Genomic DNA, 21492 nt, shown 5'->3' on the forward strand with positions numbered 1-21492 from the left:
CTGCTGGCAGATAAGAGGGTTCTAAGGAACACGAGGGTACGGAGGAGAGAGATGGGGAATTCAGTTCCAGTGCAGATGTTGCGTGGGGTGTCGAAGACCCCGTTCTTCGGCGAAGAGATGACGCTGACTGGCACTGCCAGGTCAGCCGACATATTGGACAGCCCTTTTCCTGCGTATACAGGAGAGAGCACGGCTTTTGAGAGCAGCGTGGCTTCGGAGCGTGACGTGCTGCTGATGGAGCACCTGCCTACGGTGCGCTATATCGCGCGCCGGATCCATGAGCGTCTGCCGCAGCATGTCGATCTGGATGATCTGGTCTCAGCTGGAGTGGTCGGGTTGATCGATGCCTTCTCAAAGTTCGACCACACCAAGAAAGTGCAGTTCAAGAGCTATGCGCAGTTCAGGATTCGCGGGGCGATTCTCGATTCGCTGCGGATGCTGGACTGGAGCCCGCGAGAGCTGCGAAGAAAGGGAAGGGCCGTCGAGGAGGCGATTCGCGCGGTGACGCAGCGGGTGGGGCGCGCGCCGTCAGAGCAGGAGATTGCCGAAGAGATGGGGCTGAGCCTCGGGGAGTATCAGCAGTTGCTAGGCGACCTCAAGGGGCTTGAGATTGGCAGTCTGCATCTGGAGCGCTCAGAGGACTCGGGCGATGAGGAACTTGCGTATGTCCCCGGGCCGGCGGAAGAGGACCCGCTCTTCCGTTGTCTGAGGGGCGAGATGAAGCAGCGGCTGGTTGACGCGATCGATGAGCTTCCGGAGAAGGAGCGCATGGTTCTGACGCTCTACTACTACGAAGAGCTGACGATGAAGGAGATTGGATTGACGCTGGGCGTGGTGGAGTCGCGTGTGTCGCAGATTCATTCCTCGGCTGTTTTGCGCCTTCGTACTATGCTGGCCGACATGCGCAATCGTGATCGCGCGAATCTGGGCAACGGGGCACCGGAGAAGCGGAAGGCCAGACGTTGACGGGGCAGGCTCACACGGCACATGAGAAAGGAACTGCATGGAAAAGAACTTAGGACAGGAAGATATTGATGCGTTATTTGCCGCGGCAAATGCGTCCTCACGCGCCAGGCAACAGTCCAGCGTGCTTGAACCCGAACGATACAACTTCAGCCGGGCCGGAGAGATCAGCAACGATCAGATGAGGGCCATCAGCACTGTGAACGATCTGTTCGCGCGCAACCTGATGCACACTCTGGGCGGCTGGCTGAGAACTACGTTCAAGGTCAAGCTGGTCTCCGGCGAGCAGTTGCCGTTCAGCGAGTTTATCGAGCGGCTTTCGCCGATGTCGTTTATCTGCTCGGTGCGGCTGGAGCCGTTGGGCGCCGTGGGCCTGCTGGAGGTGGATATGGCTCTTGCTGCCCCAATTATCGATATCTTGCTCGGAGGTGTCGGAAGCGCAGGGACATCGCGGGAACTGACGGATATTGAGGAGGCAATCCTGGTGGCGGTGGTCGAGGTCGTGGTGCAGGAGCTAAACCTCGCCTGGCAGCCGGTTGGGCTGGAGTTTGTCTTTGAGAAGCGGGAGACTGAGGCGCAGGCGGCGCGAATGCTAACGCTGGGCGAGAAGACATTGTGCGTCAGCTTCGAGGTGCGGATGCCAGAGGTTCAGGGAGTGCTGAACCTCTGCCTGCCTGCCGTAGTGCTGAATGCAATTCTGCGGCGGTTGATCGCAGAGGGAGACCGGCCGAGGCGCCGCTCGAAGGAAGCTGAGATGCGGATCCGCGAGCTGATGAGCGAGGCAAAGTTCGGTACGGTGTTGCAGTTTCCTCCAGTTCGCATGCGCGCCAGTGACTTGACGGCGCTGGAGCCAGGGACACTCCTTCGATTGCCTCTGCCCAGGCACAATGCGGCGGAGCTCCGTGTGGGGGGGCTGCACTTTGCACGGGCCTATCCGGTAAGAACGGGCGAACATCGCGGCGCACAGCTTGAGGGAGCGCGTAGCAATGGATCGATGAGTCTGAACTGAGAGGGGCTGAAGGTGGAAAAGGAAAACGACTCGCAACAGACGACGGGAACAGAGTCAAGGATAGGCCTGCTGTCCGATATCGAGCTGGACGCAACTCTCCAGTTCGGCTCACGCGAGATGGCATTGCGCGAGGTGCTGGAGCTAGGGCCGGGAGCAGTGGTAGAACTCGACCGGCATATCTCCGAGCCAGTGGATCTCGTGGTAGGGGATCGCATTGTGGCTCGGGGCGAGGTGGTGGTGGTGAGTGGGAATTTTGCGCTGCGAATTACTGAAGTCGCAACGCCGCAGTTGCGGCTGGAGAGCATACGATGCCTTTTCTAGGAAGAAAGTTCAGCAACGTCGGGGCAACCCAGCTTGCGCTTGATGGAACGGCCGCCCGGAGTGTTTCTCAACTGTGGGAGGACGATGTCTATCGGCCCTCGGGCTTACTGGACACAGGGCATGGGAGCGATCGCGCCAAGGCAGTAATTACGAGCGACAAGAGGCTATGCGGGAGCCCCGAGTGCGAAGGAACTCGCGCTATGCCGTGGCGAAGCCGGCGCAGACCGGTCTTCGAAGGGCAATGGGCCTGCAGCGGGCGATGCGTTATTGCGATGGTGCGGGCGGCCGTGCGGCGAGAGTACGGGGAGGGGTTGGCGTCGGTGGGAGAGGTTTCGCACCGGCACAGAGTTCCGCTTGGTCTCGTGCTGTTGGCGCAGGGGTGGATTACGCATCCGCAGCTTCAGCTCGCGCTCGAAGCCCAGCGCTCGAAGGGCGGACGCATTGGCGAGTGGCTGATCTCCGAATGCGGGTTGGAGCCTGAGCAGATTACACGAGGGTTGAGCGTCCAGTGGAACTGTCCTGTGCTGACGACCGGCGGATTTCGCGCGCGCGAGATGGCGCTCATTATGCCGAAGCTACTTGTGCAGGAGTTTGGCGCACTGCCGTTGCGAACGGCTGGATCACGGATTCTATACCTTGGGTTCGAGCAGCGGCTGAATGCATCGCTTGCGCTGGCGCTGGAGCAGATGACAGGGCTCAAGGTGGAGAGTGGTCTTGTCAGCGGAGAGGATCTTCGGTCCGCAAAGGACGCTCTACTCGCGGCGAAAGGGATTGCCGTGAAACAGGAGTCGGTGACGGACACCGATGCACTTGCATCGAGGATCACTGCCGTGGTCGAGCAGAGACAGCCTGTGAATGCAAGACTGGTGAGACTACATCAATATTATTGGCTGCGGCTGTGGCTCGAAAATGGCGTGATGAGTGGAGTAGGGAGCCTTCCAGTGAGCGAGGAAGATATGGTGGACTATGTGTTTTGTGTCGGCTCAAGAGCATGAGTGTAGGGCAGATGAGCCCTGCGGTCGAACTGTTCTAGTTGATCTATAAACTTATACCGCACAATTAGATGCATGAAATATATCAACCAGCGTATTGAGTTGTTGGCGTGCTGTTGATCGCGCGATGGGTGGCTCCAACACTGAATTAGAGGCTCGCTTCGATCTGCCGCGCATATGCGTTCAACTGAGTGAGTGATCTCTGATATCCAATCCGCGATGCGGGATGGAACTTTCGTGTCTCGCTATGGAATCGAGGGTCGCTGTTGAGTGCAGACGGTTACCTCAGGTGGTACGTATTGGCGCGTGAAGCCCCTGAATAAGAAGCACCTAGGGGTTGCTATACTGAGCCAGTTGAAATCAAAAAAATGACAGGATGACGGGAACGAAGTGTCTCGTGGGTGCGTATCTGTGCCCAGCCGTAAAGCTCCCGGGATCGCATGGGACGTTCCCAGGCAGTCATACATCTTTGTGAGTCCTCGGATATGTGTCGCGCGTCTTAGAGGAGTCAGCGGTATCTGTGTGCTCTTTTGGCCTGCGAAGTTGTGCAGGGGTTGAAGTAGTGAGAGTTGAACCCTGTGCCTGCATCAGGGGTGATGGATTTTTAGTTGGAGAAACAGGAAAAGAGTTGGAGAACGCATCGTGAGATTAAGGGATATGCAGGCAACAGCAAGCATCGCCTTGCTGTTGATGAGCGTGAGCACGCAGCCGTTAACCGCGCAGCAGACGAGTCCTACCGCCACGGCACCATCGACTGGACAAGCTGCGGCGAGCAGCAGTACGGCGCAGGCAGCTTTGCCTCAGGCGCCTGAGCCAAAGCAGACCGAACCGCTCTACCTGAAAGACACGAGCATAGACTATACGAAGCCGAAGAGCCACTTCTGGAACCCGTTTGCGCCCTATACGGCGACGAACGTTCCTGCAAGGCGGCAAATTAATGCTCCGCGGCTGGACCAGTTGTTGCGCGATGGAAAGATCTATCTGAGCGTGTCGGACGCGGTGACGCTGGCGCTTGAGAACAATTACGACATTGAGATTGCACGAATCAATCTTGATATCGCCGATACGGATATTCTGCGGACGAAAGCCGGCGGGCTTTTGCGTGGTGTTTCGACCGGGTTGGTGACCAATACGCTGGGCGGGACGACCTCGACGATCCAGGGCGGCGGCGGGCCAGGCGGCACCTCGAGCGGTGTGGGAGGTGGAGCAACAGGCGCGACAGGCATTGTGTTGAGCACCAACGGCGGCGGCCCTGTACCGGAGCAGCTGGATCCGTTGCTTACAGGCACAATCCAGTACGAGTGGTCCAATACGCCGCAGAGCACCACCTTTATTACCGGTACCAACTCCCTGACCCAGAACACGGGCACTTATAATTTCGGGTATCAACAGGGATTTCTGACAGGAACCCAGTTTAACTTCACCTTCGACAACTCGCGGTCGACGACGAACAACATTCGTTCGAGCTACAGCCCACAATTGAACTCACTCTTCCAGGCGAAGGTGACGCAGCATCTGCTGCAGGGGTTTGGACCCTGGCTGAATGGACGGTTCATCCTGCAGGCGAAGAATGACCGGCGGATCACGGACGCGGCGTTCCGACAGCAGCTTCTGTATAGCATTACTCAGGTGGAGGACATCTACATTGGGCTGGTGAGCGCGTACGAAGACGAACAGGCCAAGGAGAGAGCGCTTGCCCAGTCAACACAGCTGGCTTCGGATAACCGGAAGCAACTTGAGATCGGAACGCTGGCCCCGCTGGATGTGGTCAACTCGGACAGCGCGGTAGCGAGCGACAAGCAGGCACTGGTGGCCTCGCAGACGAACCTCGAGTATCAGCAGCTTCTAATGAAGCAGGCGATTGCGCGGAACCTGAATGATCCGCAGCTCTCCGCTGCTCCGGTGATCCCCACGGATCGTGTGGGTCTGGACCGGCTGCCGGAAGAGGATACTCCTACGGAAGAGCTTGTGAGGCAGGCCTATATCAATAACCCTCAGATTGAACAGGCCGTTCTGAACATGAAGAACAACGAGATTACGATCAAAGCATTCCGCAATGGTTTGCTGCCGACGGTCGATGCCTATGGGTTCTACGGGGGCTCGGGCCTTGGAGGCTCCCAGAATCCTGCGCTTCAGTGCTCAAACTCGACGGGTACGGCATTTGTTCCGTGTCCACCGGGATTTGTGACGCAGAGAGGATATGGCTCAGTGCTTCAGAACGCCTTCAATGACTCGTTCCCGGACAAGGGAGTGGGCGTGAGCATCAATATTCCACTGCGGAACCGGATCGCGCAGGCGGACCAGGCGCGTTCGCAGATGGAGTTCCGGCAGTCGCAGATGCGGCTGCAGCAGCTGTACACGCAGATTCGAATTCAGGTGATTAACGGCGTGTACGCGTTGACCAACGATCGGGCTCAGGTATTGGCGGCCCAGGCAGCTCGGGACTATGCGGCGCAGAGCCTGGACGCAGAACAGAAGAAGTACAAACTGGGAGCATCCACAACGGCGAACGTGCTGCAACAAGAGCGCAATCTGGCGACAGCGGAAAACAACCTGATCTCGGCGACTGCGGCTTACGCCAGGGACCGCGTGGGATTAGGCCAGTTGCTCTCGAACGTTCTGGATAAATACGGGATCCGCATCGAGGAAGCGGCAACGGGCACGATCACGAAGCCGCTGGCTGTTCCGGGATTGACGGCGCCTAAAGCGCCGGAGCCTCCAAAGCCGCTAACTACCACACCTGCGCCTCTACCTCCACAGTAAGGAACCACAATCTGATCCAGGGTCCGGGCTCTGAGCCCGGACTTTTTCTTGGGGTAAAGGTGACAGAAGTAACCTTGCAAACGAAGGCCCCTCTGCTGCAATACACTTGTGACTATGAATCACGGACAGGAAACGAAGCAGTTGAATTCTTTGGCAAAAGCGGCTTCTGCATATCTGCGGTCTGCGATGCATCAACCGGTGGAGTGGAAGGAATGGGGCGAGGAGGCGTTTGCGACCGCCCAGGCGGAGGACAAGCCCATTCTGCTGGACATCGGAGCGGTGTGGTGTCACTGGTGTCATGTGATGGACAGGGAGTCGTACGAAGACCCGGCTACAGCCGCGGTGATCAACCGAAGCTTCATTCCGGTGAAGGTTGATCGCGATGAGCGGCCGGATGTGGACGCTCGATATCAGGCGGCGGTCTCGGCAATAAGCGGGCAAGGTGGTTGGCCACTGACTGCGTTTCTAACTCCGGACGGCAAGCCATATTTTGGCGGGACGTACTTTCCCCCGGAGGACAGGCATGGGCGGCCCAGCTTTCGGCGCGTCCTGATGACGATGGCAGATGCCTTCGCAGAACGCCGTGATGAGGTGAATGATTCGGCTGGGAGCGTGATCGCCGCGATTGAGCACAACGAGTCGTTCATGGGCAGGGCGGGGAATCCCGGGCCGGAACTGGTGGCTAAGCTCGTCTCCGCGACGCTGAAGCAGTTTGATGCGAGGTCGGGAGGCTTTGGATCGCAGCCGAAGTTTCCGCACTCCGGAGCGATTGATTTGCTCCTTGACGCCGCCTCGCGGGTGTCGGTTGGCGCAGGCATGCCGCTCGGAGAGCAGGCGAAGAACGCCGCAATGGTTACGCTGCAGAAGATGGCCCGCGGTGGCATCTATGACCATCTGGCGGGAGGCTTTCATCGCTACTCCGTCGATGAGCAGTGGGTCGTTCCGCACTTTGAAAAGATGGCCTATGACAACAGCGAACTGCTGAAGAACTATGTGCATGGCTTTCAGACATACGTCGATCCTGAGTGCGCGCGAGTTGCGAAGGAGATCGTCCACTGGATGGATGAATGCCTGAGCGATCGTGAACGTGGCGGCTTCTATGCGTCGCAGGACGCGGACTTCTCCCTGGACGATGACGGCGATTACTTCACCTGGACACAGGACGAGGCGGCAGAGGTTTTGACCGCCGAGGAGCTGGGGGTCGCAGGCGCCTACTACGACATCGGCGAAATCGGCGACATGCACCACAATCCGGCGAAGAATGTGCTTCACGTGCGAGGCTCGATCGACGGTGTCGCGAAGTACAACGGGCTGACGGTAGAAGCTGCCAGGGAGTTGCTGGCCTCCGCAAAGCAAAAGCTCTATGCCGCTCGACTGAAGCGGCCAACGCCCTATATCGACAGGACGGTGTATGTCGGTTGGAACGGGATGTGCATCTCGGCGTATCTGGAGACAGGGCGTGTACTGGACATGCCAGAGGTGCGGGCATTCGCGCTGAAGTCGCTGGATCGCGTGCTGAAAGATGCGTGGGATGAGACGACAGGCAGCATGTCTCACGTCGTGTCTTACGGCGAGACTGGAGATGCCGGAACGAGGGTTGGGGGGATACTTGACGACTATGTGTTCCTGGGGCACGCCGCGCTGGATGCGTGGGAGGTGACCGGCGAGATCAGGTACTACACGGCCGCTCAAGCTATCGCGGAGGCGTTGTTGAAGCGGTTTTACGACGCAGTTGGAAGCGGGTTCTTCGATACGGAACTTTTGGCCGACGGAGAGCAGCGGCTTGGAGCTCTGGTGACAAGACGGAAGCCGTTGCAGGATTCGCCCACGCCTGCCGGAAATCCGATGGCGGCCGCACTGCTCCTGCGGCTTGAGGGACTGAATGGGCGCGAGGACTACTCCGTTAAGGCAATGGAGACGCTGGAGACCTTTGCGGGAATCGTGGAACACTTCGGCCTCTATGCCGCAAGTTATGGTCTGGCGCTGCAGCGGATGGTGCAACGCGCGGTGCAGGTGTGCGTGATCGGCGAGGATGCCGAAGCTCGACGTCTGGAGGCGGTGGCGCTGGCGCGTTATGCGGTTAACAAGTGCGTCATCAGGTTCCGGCGCGATCAGATTGGAGAGCTGCCACCGACGTTGGCCGAGACCCTGCCGCATCTGCCGGATCTACAGGATGCTGCGAAGGGCAGCTTTGCTGTGGTTTGCAACGGAAGAGGGTGCCTGCCTCCGGTGCGGACCGTGGACGATCTGATCGCCGCGATGAATCAGTCGCTCTAGAACGACAGACGTCAGGCTCCGATGGAGGGCGGGGAAGGTGGCGCCGTGGAGTCTCGCTGCATGATGAGCATGTTGGACGAGATGCCGAGGGGAATCCCGTCCTTTTCAAAGGCGAGGATAATGCGGCGGCGAAGCTCGCGCAGAACGCCATCGCGTTGATTGGCCCGCACGCGGAGATTGACCTGGTAGATGACCTCCCGGCCACGGATGTCGTTGATTCCGAGGATATCGGGGTCTGCGACCGCGACCTGCTTGAAGGCGGGGTCGCTACGGACCTCGGCGGCTAGATGTTTGAGCACTTCCATAACCTTGTCAGGGTTAGCGCTTGCATCGACACTGACTGGAAGAGTGGCGATGGAGTAGTCGCGGGAGAGGTTGGAGACAGTCGCGATCTGGCTGTTGGGGACGACATAGAGGGTGCCGTCACTGTCGCGAAGGGTCGTGCGACGCAGCGAGAGGTCCTCCACCGTTCCCTTGAGTCCCGCAATCAGGGTCACCTCACCGACGTTGTACTGGTCTTCGAAGACGATGAAGATACCGTTTAGCATGTCCTTGAAGATCGGCTAGGCCCCGAGTCCGATGCCGACGCCGAGGATGCCGGCAGAGGCCAGAAGCGGTTGATAGGGTATGTCGAAGATGTTGAGGACCTGAAGAAAGGCGATGAAACCGAGAACTCCATAGGTCGTCGCGCGCAGAATGGAGGCCATGGTCCGGGGCTGCCCTGCGCGGTGGAAGTTGCCGACCTGCCGATCGGCCTGTTTTCGCAGCCGGTGGACAAAGAAGAGGACGATTCGCTGCAGGACAAAGATGACAATGAACACGACGACGAGTTTGGGGAGCTTCTCACGGAGGAACACAATGACGTCGTCGTGCCAGTCAGTCGCAAGAATGTGCGAGATACGCTCATCTTGCGGGGACGATGTGAGAAGGAGCATGATGATTGCGTCTCGCTTTCGGGAGTGCTTAGGAACAGCATGCTTTAGCTTGGAACTAAGATGCAACCATCGCGAGGAGGGGGCTGTATGACGGCACTACGGACCATGCTAGCTGGGATGGTGGTGATGGCATTCATGTATGGTGCGGACGTCCTCGGACAGACCCGGCAGAACCCCAATCCGCCGCCGTCAACCGGATCGCGGATGGGAACCGGCATTTCGCCCCTGGATAGATCTGACACAAATACAGTTGATCCACTGTCTGCCCGGATGGAAGAGCAACAGATACGGTCTCGGAACAGCGATCGACAGAAGAGGCTGGTTTCAGACACCGACAAATTGGTGGAGCTAACGAGGCAACTCAAAGAACAAGTAGAACAGCAGAGCGAACCTCCACGCCCGGCAGATCTCGGAAAGAAGGCGGAGGAGATTGAGAAGTTGGCCAAGAGTGTTAAGGACAGGATGAAGGGCTAGTCCGACAAGGCTTAGCGAAGTTGAAGCGCGGTGGCGGCCGAGAGTTGGGGAACCGGCAGGCTGGAAGCCGGGACGGCCGATGAGCGCAACGCATCAACGATGGTGACTGCGTCCCAGGTCGGATGTGCAGCTCGGAGCAGGGCAGCTGCGCCTGCGGCCAGAGGCGCGGAGGCGCTGGTTCCGATTGCCTCGACATAAGGGGTGTGGCCGAAATGGAAGCAGCCGAAGCTGTGCTGCGAATCGGCGGGCATGCCGTCGACGGTGTTGGGTAGGCCGGAACTGCATGCCCCACGGATCCATCCGCTGACGGCGAGGTCGCCGTTGCCCTGGGGGTAGCTGCCGCCCGGGGCGGCGAGAGCGTTAAGGGCGTCTCCGTGGTTGCTGTAGTAGGCGAGGGTAACCGGACCCGAAGAGCAGGATGCACCGGCTGCCGTGTTCTCGGCACATGTGGGATTGGTGGACGCAACTAGTGCGAGGACGCCGCGTGCCTGGGCTGGAAGCTCAATATAGCGGGTGTTGGACAGGTCATAGCCCTCGTTTCCAGCGGCGGCGACCAGAACAATTCCGGCCTGGGTGGCGGCATCGGCGACACGGTCGAAGGCAGCCTTGAGACCTGCTCCTTCGCCTGTGCTGAGGTCAATGGTGGTGCCGAGGGACATCGATATTACGTCGGCCTGGTTCGTGATGGCATCCTGAATCCCATGGATGACCCAGCTGAGCAGGCCGCTCGCTTCGCCGGAGGCGCACTCGCTGGCTGTGGCCGCCGCTCCACTGGTGGATATAGGCATCCGTTCGAGCACTTTAATGTTGAGCAACGCTGCCGATGGGGCTACGCCGATGACCTGGCCGGTACCCGGCCCCATGGCGGCCGCAGCCAGCGAGGCAGCCCATGTGCCGTGGCCCGTCTGGTCCTGAGGGGAGCCGTCGTCGCAGGAGCTGGGGAGACCATTCTGGTTGATCTCGCTAAGGTTGAGCGTGAGGTTGGGAGCAATATCCGGGTGACTCTGATCAACCCCGCTGTCGAGGATGGCGATGCGAACACCCTTACCCGTAGTGGTGTCCCAAGGACCGACGGCCGGCCCTCCTGGAGTGTTGGCTCCATAGCCTCCAACCTGACGCACGGCCCACCCCTGTGGTGAGTTGTAATAGGCGTCGTAGGGTGGCTTTGGAGTGGAGGACGGGCTCGTGACCACCTTGAAGGTCGGGTCAAGGGAAACCGGGCGAAGGACGATGCGGTGCGCCTTGACGATAAGGTCGTGGACAACGTACTCGACGTTCGGCTGACCGGCTAAGCGGCGCATCATCGAGGCATCATCCTGGTCCAGTTGGCCGAGAGTTCGAGGGCGCGTCGCGGAGAGGCTGCTTGATGCCTGAACCGTAACGATGCCGAAGCGATCGTGGCGCTGCAGAATACGGACTCCTGCGGAGGATGCACGGACCTCGGCATCGCCTGGAACCACAGCATCGCGATAGATGACCAGATATCGGTAGGGCACGATGGCCTCGGCTTCCGTTTGCGCAATGAGAGGCGGTGCGATTATCGCAACCGTGAGAGACGGCAAAGCAAGACGGAACATCAGGGCACGTAGACAGGGGAGCACGGACACGGCTGTACCTCGCTTGAAATCACGCTGAAGGCTCCATCGGCCTGATCAGGAATTGGATTAGCAAATCTGAAGGGGTGTGCTATTACTTTGGTCTGTGTTGTCGTGCCCTCAGTATGAGGGTGAACCAGAGGGTGCATTGACCCTGTGGGATTTCACATGCTCTAATTTCGCCTTTCTGAAACAAATTGAAGTCTGTTGTTCTAAAGGAGACGTTTGCATGCACGTTGTAAGCCTCTTGGCTATGGCCGTACAGGAACCGCCTTTTACCCCAGCGTCCGTGAATGGAAGTGATGGGATGTGGTTGTGGATCGCGATGGGTGTGGGAGTGCTGGCACTGGTGGCGGCCATGATGCTGGTCCGTGCTGTCGTCGCAGCGGATACGGGGACGCCCGACATGCAGGCAATCTCGGATGCAATCCGCGAGGGTGCTGAGGCATTCCTCAGGAGGCAATACAGAACGATCGGCTCGATTGCGGTGGTGCTGGCGATCCTTCTGTTCGTGGGCTACCACCTCTCGGCCCGGACCTCGCCGTATGCGGCGAAAACGGTTGTGAGCTTCCTGGTGGGAGCGCTGTGCTCGGCACTGGCCGGATACACGGGGATGTACTGTTCGATCAGGGCAAACATCCGGACTGCGTCTGCCGCCCGCACGAGCCTGAACCAGGCGCTGCGGATGGCCCTGCATGGAGGAGCGGTAACGGGCCTGGTCGTTGTGGCCCTTGCGCTGCTTGGTATCGCCGTGCTGTTCCTGTTCTTTGGCGGGCTCGAGAATCCGCAGGCGGTGCCGTACCAGTTGGTCGGGTTCGGCTTTGGTGCTTCGCTGGTGGCGCTGTTTGCACAGCTCGGCGGCGGCATCTACACGAAGGCAGCAGACGTCGGCGCGGATCTGGTGGGGAAGGTCGAAGCTGGAATCCCGGAGGATGATCCGCGAAATCCTGCCGTGATTGCCGATCTAGTTGGAGACAACGTGGGCGACTGCGCCGGTCGCGGCGCTGACCTGTTCGAGTCGACTGCGGCGGAGAACGTCGGTGCAATGATTCTGGGCGCGGCGCTTTATCCCGTGTTTGGCGTCAGAGGAATCCTGTTTCCCCTGGTGGTGCACGCGATCAATCTGGTTGCTAGTACTGTGGGCGTCTTTGTGGTGAAGACACGCGAGGACGAAGACCCAATGCACGCGCTGAATAAGGGCTTCTATGTGACGAGCGCACTCGCACTGCTGGGCTTTGCGGGCGCCGTGTACGGGATGCTGAACGGTCCGCTTGTGCAGCCGCTGTGGCTGCTGGGCTGCGGCGTCATCGGTCTTGCGACGGCGTTTCTGTTCGTGTGGATTACGGAGTACTACACAGAGTCGATCTACCGCCCGGTGAAATCGATCGCCGAAGCATCTCTCACCGGGCCGGCGACGAATATCATCAGCGGCCTCGCCGTCGGGATGGAGACGCCAGCGATGCCGGTGGTTGTTATCTCCGCTGCATTGTTGATGAGCTACTACTTCGGTGTGCAGGGACTAGCTGGCGTGTCGGGCGTGAGCGACTACGCGAAGGGTATCTATGGGACGGCAATCGCCACCATGGGCATGCTGAGCTGCGCTGCTTACATTTTGGCGATGGACACTTTCGGCCCGATTACAGACAACGCCGGCGGCATCATCGAGATGTCGCACCAGCCGCACGAGATTCGTGAGCGGACCGACAAGCTCGATTCCGCGGGCAATACCACCAAGGCTCTGACCAAGGGGTACGCAATCGGTTCGGCGTCACTGGCGGCGTTTCTGCTGTTCTCGGCCTATCTTGAAGAGATCAAGACGATCGTCACCGACAAGGTTGCTCATGCCGGTGGATATATGCCGATGGGCTGGAGCTTCACGAACATTAACCTCGCCCAGGTGCCCGTGTTTGTGGGCGCGCTGCTGGGCGGGATGCTGACCTATCTGTTCAGCTCGCTGGCAATCAAGGCCGTTGGACGCACTGCGCAGATGGTTGTGCAGGACGTTCGCGCCCAGTTTCGAGAGAACCCTGGAATTATGGAGGGCACGGCAAAGCCCGATTACGGACGGTGTGTTCATATCGTGACCGGTGCAGCTCTCAAGGAGATGGTGGTTCCGGGAGTGCTCGTGGTTGGCCTGCCGGTTGTGGTGGGGTTGGTCTTCCGGCACTTCAGCTCGAGCTATCTGGCGAGCTCGGCGATCTACGCTCCGGGGGCCGTCCTGCCCGTTCCTGCGATAGCCGGACAAGCGGTGAACCTCGCCGGTGCCGAGGCCGTGGCTGGCCTTCTGATGGTTGGCACGATTAGCGGCGTGTTACTGGCGATGCTGATGAACAACGGTGGCGGCGCCTGGGACAACGCGAAGAAGTTCATCGAAAGCGGCCAGTACGGCGGCAAGAAGAGCGAGGCCCACAAGGCCGCTGTTGTAGGCGATACAGTCGGCGATCCCTTCAAGGACACAGCTGGACCGAGTCTTCACGTGCTAATCAAACTGCTCGCGACAATTACGCTAGTGCTGGCTCCGTTGTTTGTTTAGTCGTAAAAAGACACGATAATGTAAAGAGAGGCGGTTCTCTGACCGCCTCTCTCTTTTTGCTCATCGGGCATGCCTTTGCGAGTTCCCTTGATCATCGCTGGGAACTCGGTCGATGCTGTTGGCTGCCATGCCTGTACGCTCATTGGTCGGACATCTTTGAAGCAGATGCACAGGAGAATTCGGACGAGCCAAATTTGGCCCGCTCCCGGTACAATCTTGTTCGGAAGAGGGCGTACCCATGAGGGTTGCCGCTTCCTAGAAGTTGAGGATAGGTGCATGGCGCGTCAGGCTGGAACAGGTGTAGTTGAGAACAAGAAAAAGAGCGAGGCCGTCGCTGAGGGCCCGCTGACGCGCGAGCAGATGGTGGAGTTCTATCGCCTGATGTACCTCTCACGCCGCACGGATGACCGAGAGATCGTCCTGAAGCGTCAGCAGAAGATATTCTTCCAGATCTCATGCGCCGGACACGAGGCGTTGCTGGTGGCCGCGGGCATGGCGTTGCGCCCGGGGTACGACTGGTTCTTCCCCTACTACCGCGATCGTGCGATCTGTCTTGCATTGGGCAACACGGTCGAAGAGCAGTTGCTGCAGGCCGTGGGAGCCGCGGATGATACGGCAAGCGGCGGCCGCCAGATGCCCTCCCACTGGTCGAGCCGAAAGCTGAACATTGTGAGCCCGTCGTCATCGACGGCGACACAGTGCCTGCACGCGGTGGGATGCGCCGAGGCGGGAAGGTATATCTCAGGGCATCCTGAGGCTGCGGCGAAGCATGAGGGAGACTACCGCGAGTTCAAGGACGTGAAGTTTCATGGCGACGAGGTGGTTTACGTCTCGATCGGAGAGGGCTCGACGAGCCAGGGTGAGTTCTGGGAGTCATTGAATACGGCGAGCAATGGCAAGCTGCCGGTGCTGTATGTCGTCGAGGACAACGGATACGCCATCTCGACGCCGGTTGAGGCCAATACCCCGGGAGGAAACATCTCGCGGCTGATCGCGAACTTCCCGAACTTCCACTTTGCCGAGATTGATGGAACCGACCCGATTGCCAGCTACAAGGCGATGGTCGAGGCGGTTGCCTACTGCCGCGCAGGGAAGGGTCCCGCGCTGGTGCACGGGCATGTGATTCGGCCATACTCGCACTCGCTCAGCGATGACGAGCGACTCTATCGCCCGGTGAGCGAACTTGAGGCCGACGCGCTGCGCGATCCTATCTCGCGGATGCAGATGTGGCTGCTGCGCGAGGGAATCCTCGACGCTGATGCAATCAACAGGCTCGAGCACCAGGTGGATGAAGAGGTTCAGAGGGCGGCGGACAGAGCGGTGATGGCGAAGCTTCCGGCTCCTGAGTCGATCCTGGTGAATCTGTACTCCGAGGACTTGAAGCCCACGGATGCGCGTTTCAACACTCAGCCAGCCGTGACCGCGGACCAGACTGAGCGTACGATGGCCGACCTGATCAACTGCTGTCTGAAAGACGAGATGCGGCGCGATGACCGCATCGTGGTCTTCGGCGAAGACGTAGCCGATGCGAGCCGTGATGAGCCGCTGCGGGCAGGTGTGATTAAGGGCAAGGGCGGAGTCTTCAAGCTGACCTCAGGGCTTCAGATGGAGTTTGGCAACGACCGCGTGTGGAACTCGCCGCTGGCTGAGGCGAACATCGTCGGCCGCGCGATTGGTATGGCTGTGCGCGGTTTGAAGCCGGTCGTCGAGATTCAGTTCTTCGACTACATCTGGCCCGCGATGCATCAGCTGCGCAATGAACTGGCCCTGGTCCGCTGGAGGTCGAACGGTGGCTTCAGCTGCCCGCTCGTGGTCCGGGTTCCCATCGGCGGCTACCTGACCGGCGGGTCGATCTACCACTCGCAGAGCGGCGAGAGCATCTTCACGCATACGCCAGGCGTGCGGATTGTCATGCCGTCGAATGCTCTGGATGCGCTGGGGCTGCTGCGGACAGCGATCCGCTGCGACGATCCGGTGCTGTTTCTGGAGCACAAGCGGCTCTATCGAGAGACGTACGGAAGAGCAGTCTATCCGGGCCCGGATTACTGCATTCCGTTCGGCAAGGCGAAGGTAGTGCGGCCGGGTAAGGACTTGACGGTAATCACTTACGGAGCCGTGGTTCCGCGTGCCTTGCAGGCGGCAGAGAAGATCCAGCGTGAGAAAGGTGTCGATGTCGAGCTGATCGACCTTCGTACGCTCACGCCTTACGACTGGGAGGCGATCGCGGAGAGCGTCCGCAAGACGAACCGCGTGATCGTCGCTCACGAAGACATGCAGAGTTGGGGATATGGGGCAGAGATTGCTGCACGAATCGGCGATGAGCTCTTCCATGACCTCGACGCGCCTGTGCGGCGTGTGGCGGCGATGGACGTCTTTGTCGCATACCAGCCCTTGCTAGAGGATGTGATTCTGCCTCAACCGGAAGACCTGTACCATGCGATGGCAGAGTTAGCGGCGTTTTGACGTTACAAGATGACAAGGTAAAGATGCAGTTGCTCAGTATTGAATGCGGGGACACCAGTGCAGCCGCCGCGTGCGCAGATGGACCCGCAGGCAGCGGCGATTGCCGGACTGCTTATGGGATCGCCCGAATTCCAGAGGAGATAGCCCGTTTGCCGTGCCCCAGAGCAGCGAAACTTCTTTCGGCAGACGGAGTTAGTTAGAGTGGTCAAGGAGTTTGGGGCTTGGCGACCGGCAGGAGGCTACAACGATGGGAAACCCAAGGAATGGTTTGACCGACTCGAGCGACTGGGGCTGCGATATGCACGGACGCGACCTCGCGACGCGAGGGGCTAGCCGGCGCGGATTTATGAAGGGCGGTGCCCTGACGCTGGTGGGAACGTCGGTGATCCCAGCCTTCTTGAAGCGAAGCGTCCTGGCCGAGATGACGACGGCAGCGACGAACAATAAGAAGCTCGTGGTGCTCTTCCAGCGTGGTGCGGCCGACGGGTTGAATATCGTTGTGCCCTATCGCGAGAAGAACTACTACGCCATGCGCTCTTCCATTGCCATCAAGCAGAACGAGGTCCTGGATCTGGACGGGTTCTTCGGGTTGCACCCTGCGCTGGCCTCGTTCAAGCCTCTTTACGATGCGGGACATTTGGCGATCATCCATGCTGCCGGCTCGCCGGACATGACGCGGTCGCACTTTGATGCACAAGACTACATGGAGAGCGGAACGCCGGGCGTTAAGGTCACCGAAGACGGCTGGCTGAACCGCGCGCTCCAGGCAGAGGCCCTCAAAGGGAAGCCATCGGCCTTCAGGGCAGTTGCACTCGGCACGCAGGTGCCCCGGACGCTGCAGGGGAAGGTTCCGGCCATTGCGATCAACAACCTGGCGGACTTTTCTGTCGCTGGTCGCGGACCCCAGACTTCGCCCATCAGCAACGCCTTTCAGGCGATGTACGACGAGAGTACGGACGCGGTGCTCCACGGAACAGGGCAGGAGACCTTCGAGGCCGTGCGGATGTTGAAGGCGGCTGATCCGTCGAAGTATCAGCCCGCTGATGGAGTCGCCTATCCGAATACGCCATTCGGCAACAGCCTGAAGCAGGTCGCCCAGTTGATGAAGGCGAACCTGGGAGTCGAGGCTGCGTTCTCAGATATCGGAGGCTGGGATACGCACCAGAACCAGGGAAACGTGAATGGGCAGCTCGCGAACCGGCTGAAGGAATTCTCCGAAACTATCTCCGCTTTCTGGAAGGATATGGGACAGGACGCCGAAAACATTACCCTGGTGACGATGTCGGAGTTTGGCCGGACAGCCCGTCAGAACGGCACGGGCGGAACGGACCACGGTCACGCCAATGTCATGTTCGTCCTTGGCGGACAGGTCAAAGGTGGCAAGGTCTACGGCAAGTGGCCAGGGCTGGCAAACGAACAGTTGAATGAAGGCCGTGATCTTACTGTAACAACTGACTTTAGACGGGTCTTTGGCGAAGCTGCTTACAAGACCCTCGGATCGAAGAACATGGATATCGTCTTTCCAGGGGCCCAGATCAACCCTAAGCAGTTTCTCGAGTTCCTCTAAGTGCGGCGTTAGCGTGAGGCGTAACAGCCTATTAACCAAGTATCTGTATTTTGGAAGAATGAATGAGCGGTTCTCCAAAAAAGTGAAAAATCTGGACAACTTTTTGTCGGGAGCCGCGTCTTATTGAATGTAACAAGCAATCGTCGAGGCTAGCCGTTCCCACAGTCTCGATTTCCCCTAGCTGCAACACCACTCCCCACCAAATACGTAAGGCCCCCGGTGTATAGGGGGCCTTCACTCCTTCTGGCGCCAATCTCTCCCCGCCCTCAGGCGAGGCCGAGCTTGCGGTCAAGAGCGCAGGTCCCCGCCCCATAAAAGAAAAGCATCAGCGCGACGACCAAAAGGGCCAGACCATACTCCGAGCCGGAATACCCGTGGTGACGATTGACCATTACCAGAGCGACGGCCATGTCGCAGGCGATCATGAACGCGGCAAAGCGTGTAAGCAGACCGAGCAGGATGAGAATTCCTCCCAGGAACTCAGTAAGCGCCGCGATGCAGCCGAGCCAGTAGGGAAGTCCGAGTGATGTAACGTGGTGTCCGAAGTGGTCGATGGCGGAAAAGGCATTGCCGCCGTGGAAGCCACCAGCCGGGATCACCTTGCTGAAACCGTGATAGGTCATTGCGAGTCCGAGAACAAGGCGCATGAAGAAAGCGCCCCAGGGCTGCAGGTTGTCGAGCGATTTGGACACGGAACTTCTCCTCGTTTTGTTTTAACTATCCAGAGCCTAGCTGAGGGAAGCGGCTTCAGCGGGAGTTTGTTGGCAAGGGTGCCGCGCTAGGCACGATCTGGTCGGGAGCTTGAGGCAGGTATTGGTCGAGAAAGCGAGTGATGGCCTGACCGTAGAGAGCGCCATTCGCGGCAGGAAGTTCGACGCTGATCTTTGGATCTGAGGCGGTGCGGAATGCCTCGGCAGATGACTTGCCGGTCGTGATGAGAAGCTTCGGCGCGCGGAGCGTGGAGAGCGGTTCAGCGAGAGGAAAACGCTCGTGAAAGAGGAGCCGCACGGGGATGAACACGGAACGTGGATCGTAGCGGGCGACCTTGAGCAGGTCAGCGCAGGGGGAGTCGAGAATCAGCGCTGGGACCTCGGGATGGGCAAGCGTCAGTTGCGCCGCCAGGGAGGCGCCTACGCCTGCACCGTAGGGAACAATCTGGCCCGCGGGGATGGCGCGTGAGAGGGTGAGGTAGCGCCAGGCCGACTCGGCGTCCTCGGACATCTTCTTCTGGCTAGGGTGGGTCTTCGCGCTGAAGCCATAACCGCGGTAGTCGAAGGCGAAGACGTTGAGCCCAAGCTGGTGGAGAGCCTCAAGGGTCGGGGTGAAGTCGGAACGTGAGCCATCTCCGCCCGGAAGAAAGAGAATCGTCGTAGTGGCGTAGCGTGCTCCTGATGCTACGGGCATCCAGACCCCGAGCAATTGTGGGATCGCTGACTCATCCGGGCCAAAGTGGACGGCTTCGGGTGTAGCAGGGGGCTTGGCGTCGCTGTGGATAGGGTGCAGCACGATCTGCCACTGGCCCTGGAGGAAGAGAAGGCAGAGCGCCAGATAGCTGCAGAGGAGGGCGGCAACAAGGACCAGCCCAAGGGCCCTAAGAAGCCAGAGAGGGTTGACGGCTTCGGTCTGCGAGAGGGCAGCAGGTAGCTTCGAGGTGGGGCGAGGCATGAGAGATTCTGTAGAAACTTTAGCACCGGCAGGGGTTGCACTGAGAGGTAGTCTGCCAGCCGGTATCCTAAAAGAAAAGAATACGAGGGGCGAGTGTGGCACGTTGGGTTAGGTTGTGTGGATTGAGTGAAGCTCCAGAGCCAGGGATGGTAAGCGAGGCAGAGGTTGAGGGAGTCGCTGTCTGCCTCGCGAATCTGAATGGGAGCCTGTCGGCGCTGGATAATCACTGTCCCCATCGCGGAGGACCGCTGGGGCAGGGATGGATCGAGGGCGAAGCCGTGGTATGTCCCTGGCACTCCTGGATGTTCAATGCAAAGACCGGAATCGCGGAATATCCCCCCAATGAGCAGGTCGGAGTCTTTCCTCTCCGGGTTGACGGCGCTGATGTGTTGATCGAGATCGAGCAGCATGGAGCATCTGCGGAGGTTCCCGAGGAGAAATCCTTCAAAGATGCCGATGGAAAGCCAGTAATCTGATCTACGAGACAAGCATTTGAAGTCACAAGAGCTGGTCTCAGGAGCTTGAATCCAATGAAGGTTCGCACAATCCTGCTTGCCACTGTCGCCCTTGCTGTTCTGGCCGTTTCCGCCGTCCCAGCGAACGCCGCACAGCACCGGCACCACCACCACCGCCCCCATCACCACCACACACGGTAGACCAGAGTTTTTTCTGTTGCAGTTAGACCCGGCTTCTGGCCGGGTCTTTTCGTTGCGTACAAATCCGGAGTGAAATCTGTTGCAGAACAGATGCTGATAGAATCTATTAAATCCACTCCTCGGAGAGGCAATGCATGCAATACTCGCGCTCGAAGACGGGCGCATCTTTCGCGGCAAGAGCTTTGGCGCAAGAGCGGAGAGCTCTGGCGAAGTGGTCTTCAACACTTCTCTAACCGGCTACCAGGAGATCTTTACCGATCCCTCGTACGCGGGACAGATCGTCGTTCTTACGAACCCTCACATTGGCAACTACGGCACGACTCCTCATGACGCTGAGGCGAAGCGGCCCTATATCGAAGGACTGGTAACTCGTGAGTTCTCGCCGGTGAGTTCCAACTGGCGCTCGACTCAGGTGGCAGACGAATACCTCGAGCGGTATAACGTCCCAGTGATCGCCGAGGTTGATACTCGTGCCATCGTGCGGCATCTGCGCGCGAATGGCGTGATGCGCGGTGTGATCGCCAGCGGCGACAACCTTGACGTCGATGCGCTGGTCGCCCGGGCGCGCTCCATCAAGAAGATGGAGGGCACCGACCTCGCCAGCGTCGTAAGCACCAAGGAGGTGTACAAGTGGGACGCCAATGAGCCGAAGAACCAGACAGGTGACCTGCTGCTGAAGCCCGCGGAGGACAAGGCAGAGTTGCATGTAGTGGCCTACGACTTCGGCATCAAGGAGAACATCCTGCGGATGCTGGCGCGCGAGAACTGCCGTGTCACCGTCGTTCCAGCAAGGACTTCCGCTGAAGAGGTCCTGGCGTTAAATCCGGATGGAGTGTTCTTCTCGAATGGGCCCGGGGATCCTGAGCCGCTGGACTACGCGATTGAGAACGTTCAGAAGCTGCAGGGCAAGGCTCCGATGTTCGGCATCTGCCTTGGGCATCAGATCTTCGGCCTCGCCCTCGGTGGCAAGACCTACAAGCTGAAGTTCGGTCATCACGGCGGCAACCATCCGATCATGAACCATCAGACCGGCAAGGTAGAGATCACCGCACAGAACCACAACTTTGCCGTCGATCCAGAGACGCTGGATGAGAAGACGGTTGAGAAGACACACACTAACCTGAACGATCAGACGCTGGCAGGGCTGAAGCATAAGACAGACCCAATGTTCAGCGTGCAGTACCACCCGGAGGCGAGCCCTGGGCCACACGACTCGCACTATCTCTTCAAAGACTTCCGCAAGATGATGGAAGAGTGGAAGAAATAAGCGGGACTTAAG

The 21492-nt window shown here is 59.2% G+C and carries 18 protein-coding genes; 13 read left to right on the forward strand and 5 right to left on the reverse strand.

The window, feature by feature from the left end:
* The first annotated feature begins 51 nt into the window (after positions 1-51).
* The 6 genes from OHL16_RS03040 (at position 52) to OHL16_RS03065 (ending at position 8325) form a co-directional block, all read left to right on the forward strand.
* Entirely contained in the window at positions 52-966 is a 915-nt protein-coding gene (locus OHL16_RS03040; RefSeq protein WP_263365585.1) for a FliA/WhiG family RNA polymerase sigma factor, read from the forward strand.
* Positions 967-1003: 37 nt separating this feature from the next.
* Positions 1004-1972 carry a flagellar motor switch protein FliM gene (locus tag OHL16_RS03045; RefSeq protein ID WP_263365586.1) on the forward strand — a complete coding sequence of 323 codons (969 nt, stop codon included), beginning with the start codon at positions 1004-1006 and terminating at the stop codon, positions 1970-1972.
* A gap of 12 nt (positions 1973-1984) precedes the next feature.
* Positions 1985-2293 carry a flagellar motor switch protein FliN gene (gene fliN, locus OHL16_RS03050; RefSeq protein WP_263365587.1) on the forward strand — a complete coding sequence of 103 codons (309 nt, stop codon included), beginning with the start codon at positions 1985-1987 and terminating at the stop codon, positions 2291-2293.
* Positions 2281-3288: a hypothetical protein gene (locus OHL16_RS03055; RefSeq protein WP_263365588.1), complete on the forward strand. Its 1008-nt coding sequence runs from the start codon at positions 2281-2283 to the stop codon at positions 3286-3288. The genes fliN and OHL16_RS03055 overlap by 13 nt, the downstream gene beginning before the upstream one ends.
* A gap of 654 nt (positions 3289-3942) precedes the next feature.
* Positions 3943-6048 carry a TolC family protein gene (locus OHL16_RS03060; protein ID WP_263365589.1) on the forward strand — a complete coding sequence of 702 codons (2106 nt, stop codon included), beginning with the start codon at positions 3943-3945 and terminating at the stop codon, positions 6046-6048.
* A 114-nt stretch (positions 6049-6162) separates the two neighbouring features.
* Positions 6163-8325, forward strand: coding sequence for a thioredoxin domain-containing protein (locus tag OHL16_RS03065; protein WP_263365590.1), 2163 nt, complete (start codon positions 6163-6165; stop codon positions 8323-8325).
* 11 nt (positions 8326-8336) lie between these two features.
* Here OHL16_RS03065 and OHL16_RS03070 read toward each other — a convergent pair whose 3' ends face one another.
* Positions 8337-8873 (reverse strand): mechanosensitive ion channel family protein, encoded by a 537-nt coding sequence (locus tag OHL16_RS03070; RefSeq protein ID WP_263365591.1) that lies wholly within the window; start codon positions 8871-8873, stop codon positions 8337-8339.
* 15 nt (positions 8874-8888) lie between these two features.
* Entirely contained in the window at positions 8889-9260 is a 372-nt protein-coding gene (locus OHL16_RS03075; RefSeq protein ID WP_263365592.1) for a hypothetical protein, read from the reverse strand.
* Between the two features lie 87 nt (positions 9261-9347).
* On the opposite strand from OHL16_RS03075, the gene OHL16_RS03080 reads away from it, so the two are divergent.
* The gene (locus OHL16_RS03080; protein WP_263365593.1) at positions 9348-9734 is read left to right on the forward strand and encodes a hypothetical protein; all 387 of its coding nucleotides are present in this window, start codon (positions 9348-9350) and stop codon (positions 9732-9734) included.
* An 11-nt stretch (positions 9735-9745) separates the two neighbouring features.
* On the opposite strand, the gene OHL16_RS03085 is transcribed toward OHL16_RS03080, so the two are convergent.
* Complete coding sequence (locus tag OHL16_RS03085) at positions 9746-11230, reverse strand: S8 family peptidase (RefSeq protein WP_263365594.1); 1485 nt, start codon at positions 11228-11230, stop codon at positions 9746-9748.
* A gap of 406 nt (positions 11231-11636) precedes the next feature.
* On the opposite strand from OHL16_RS03085, the gene OHL16_RS03090 reads away from it, so the two are divergent.
* The 3 genes from OHL16_RS03090 to OHL16_RS03100 all read left to right on the forward strand — a co-directional run bounded on the left by OHL16_RS03090 (position 11637) and on the right by OHL16_RS03100 (position 17892).
* The gene (locus OHL16_RS03090) at positions 11637-13862 is read left to right on the forward strand and encodes a sodium-translocating pyrophosphatase (RefSeq protein ID WP_263365595.1); all 2226 of its coding nucleotides are present in this window, start codon (positions 11637-11639) and stop codon (positions 13860-13862) included.
* 276 nt (positions 13863-14138) lie between these two features.
* Positions 14139-16325, forward strand: coding sequence for an alpha-ketoacid dehydrogenase subunit alpha/beta (locus OHL16_RS03095; RefSeq protein WP_263365596.1), 2187 nt, complete (start codon positions 14139-14141; stop codon positions 16323-16325).
* Positions 16326-16572: 247 nt separating this feature from the next.
* The gene (locus tag OHL16_RS03100; RefSeq protein WP_263365597.1) at positions 16573-17892 is read left to right on the forward strand and encodes a DUF1501 domain-containing protein; all 1320 of its coding nucleotides are present in this window, start codon (positions 16573-16575) and stop codon (positions 17890-17892) included.
* A 266-nt stretch (positions 17893-18158) separates the two neighbouring features.
* Here OHL16_RS03100 and OHL16_RS03105 read toward each other — a convergent pair whose 3' ends face one another.
* Positions 18159-18584: a DoxX family protein gene (locus OHL16_RS03105; RefSeq protein WP_263365598.1), complete on the reverse strand. Its 426-nt coding sequence runs from the start codon at positions 18582-18584 to the stop codon at positions 18159-18161.
* A 55-nt stretch (positions 18585-18639) separates the two neighbouring features.
* Positions 18640-19557 (reverse strand): alpha/beta hydrolase, encoded by a 918-nt coding sequence (locus OHL16_RS03110; RefSeq protein WP_263365599.1) that lies wholly within the window; start codon positions 19555-19557, stop codon positions 18640-18642.
* A gap of 95 nt (positions 19558-19652) precedes the next feature.
* On the opposite strand from OHL16_RS03110, the gene OHL16_RS03115 reads away from it, so the two are divergent.
* The 3 genes from OHL16_RS03115 to carA all read left to right on the forward strand — a co-directional run bounded on the left by OHL16_RS03115 (position 19653) and on the right by carA (position 21480).
* Positions 19653-20033, forward strand: coding sequence for a Rieske (2Fe-2S) protein (locus tag OHL16_RS03115; protein ID WP_263365600.1), 381 nt, complete (start codon positions 19653-19655; stop codon positions 20031-20033).
* 54 nt (positions 20034-20087) lie between these two features.
* The gene (locus OHL16_RS03120) at positions 20088-20213 is read left to right on the forward strand and encodes a hypothetical protein (protein WP_263365601.1); all 126 of its coding nucleotides are present in this window, start codon (positions 20088-20090) and stop codon (positions 20211-20213) included.
* 130 nt (positions 20214-20343) lie between these two features.
* Positions 20344-21480, forward strand: a complete 1137-nt coding sequence (gene carA / locus OHL16_RS03125; RefSeq protein ID WP_263365602.1) for a glutamine-hydrolyzing carbamoyl-phosphate synthase small subunit — start codon at positions 20344-20346, stop codon at positions 21478-21480.
* The last annotated feature ends 12 nt before the right edge of the window (positions 21481-21492 follow it).

Origin of the sequence: Edaphobacter bradus, from assembly GCF_025685645.1 — a bacterium.
GTDB lineage: Bacteria > Acidobacteriota > Terriglobia > Terriglobales > Acidobacteriaceae > Edaphobacter > Edaphobacter bradus.

Coding starts and splice junctions, on each gene's coding strand:
- OHL16_RS03040 (WP_263365585.1), top strand. CDS start 52: ATGGGGAATTCAGTTCCAGTGCAGATGTTGCGTGGGGTGTCGAAGACC.
- OHL16_RS03045 (WP_263365586.1), top strand. CDS start 1,004: ATGGAAAAGAACTTAGGACAGGAAGATATTGATGCGTTATTTGCCGCG.
- OHL16_RS03055 (WP_263365588.1), top strand. CDS start 2,281: ATGCCTTTTCTAGGAAGAAAGTTCAGCAACGTCGGGGCAACCCAGCTT.
- OHL16_RS03060 (WP_263365589.1), top strand. CDS start 3,943: ATGCAGGCAACAGCAAGCATCGCCTTGCTGTTGATGAGCGTGAGCACG.
- OHL16_RS03065 (WP_263365590.1), top strand. CDS start 6,163: ATGAATCACGGACAGGAAACGAAGCAGTTGAATTCTTTGGCAAAAGCG.
- OHL16_RS03070 (WP_263365591.1), bottom strand. CDS start 8,873: ATGCTAAACGGTATCTTCATCGTCTTCGAAGACCAGTACAACGTCGGT.
- OHL16_RS03075 (WP_263365592.1), bottom strand. CDS start 9,260: ATGCTCCTTCTCACATCGTCCCCGCAAGATGAGCGTATCTCGCACATT.
- OHL16_RS03080 (WP_263365593.1), top strand. CDS start 9,348: ATGACGGCACTACGGACCATGCTAGCTGGGATGGTGGTGATGGCATTC.
- OHL16_RS03090 (WP_263365595.1), top strand. CDS start 11,637: ATGTGGTTGTGGATCGCGATGGGTGTGGGAGTGCTGGCACTGGTGGCG.
- OHL16_RS03095 (WP_263365596.1), top strand. CDS start 14,139: ATGGCGCGTCAGGCTGGAACAGGTGTAGTTGAGAACAAGAAAAAGAGC.
- OHL16_RS03100 (WP_263365597.1), top strand. CDS start 16,573: ATGGGAAACCCAAGGAATGGTTTGACCGACTCGAGCGACTGGGGCTGC.
- OHL16_RS03110 (WP_263365599.1), bottom strand. CDS start 19,557: ATGCCTCGCCCCACCTCGAAGCTACCTGCTGCCCTCTCGCAGACCGAA.
- OHL16_RS03120 (WP_263365601.1), top strand. CDS start 20,088: ATGAAGGTTCGCACAATCCTGCTTGCCACTGTCGCCCTTGCTGTTCTG.
- carA (WP_263365602.1), top strand. CDS start 20,344: ATGCATGCAATACTCGCGCTCGAAGACGGGCGCATCTTTCGCGGCAAG.